We start from the raw sequence: 572 nt of genomic DNA on the forward strand, positions 1-572 counted from the left end.
GAGGAGGCGCTGCTGGACGCGCTCGGCGAGCTGGCAGAGATCGAGGAGAGCGCATGATCGGCGTCGCACCACCGGCCCACGACCCTGCGGCACCGACGACCGCCACCACCCTGCCCGTCGGCACGGCCGCGACCGTACGGGCCTACGTCTCCGAGCTGTTCCGCCGGCACCGCCGGGCCTTCCTGCTGCTGATCACCGTGAACACGGTGGCCGTGATCGCGTCCATGACCGGCCCCTATCTGCTCGGCGACCTGGTCCAGCGGCTGTCGGACGGAAGCCGGGAGCTGCACCTCGGCCTCACCACCGGCCTGTTCCTGCTGGCGCTCGCCGTACAGGCGGTGTTCGTCCGGCAGGTGCGGCTGCGCGGCGCCATGCTCGGCGAACGGATGCTCGCCGACCTGCGCGAGGACTTCCTCGTCCGCTCGGTCGGCCTGCCGCCCGGCGTGCTGGAACGGGCGGGCACCGGCGACCTGCTCTCCCGTATCACCACCGACGTCGACCGCCTCGCCAACGCCATGCGCGAGGCCGTACCGCAGCTCGCGATCGGTGTCGTATGGGCCCTGCTGCTGCTC

Annotated in this window: 1 protein-coding gene; it reads left to right on the plus strand. The window is 72.2% G+C overall.

Going from position 1 to position 572, the window contains the following annotated elements:
• Positions 1–53: 53 nt before the first annotated feature.
• Positions 54–572 (plus strand): ABC transporter transmembrane domain-containing protein (locus CTZ28_RS46470; protein WP_259472128.1); only part of this gene is annotated, 519 nt, incomplete at its 3' end.

It is taken from the genome of Streptomyces shenzhenensis (genome assembly GCF_003688995.1).
GTDB classification, from domain to species: domain Bacteria; phylum Actinomycetota; class Actinomycetes; order Streptomycetales; family Streptomycetaceae; genus Streptomyces; species Streptomyces shenzhenensis_A.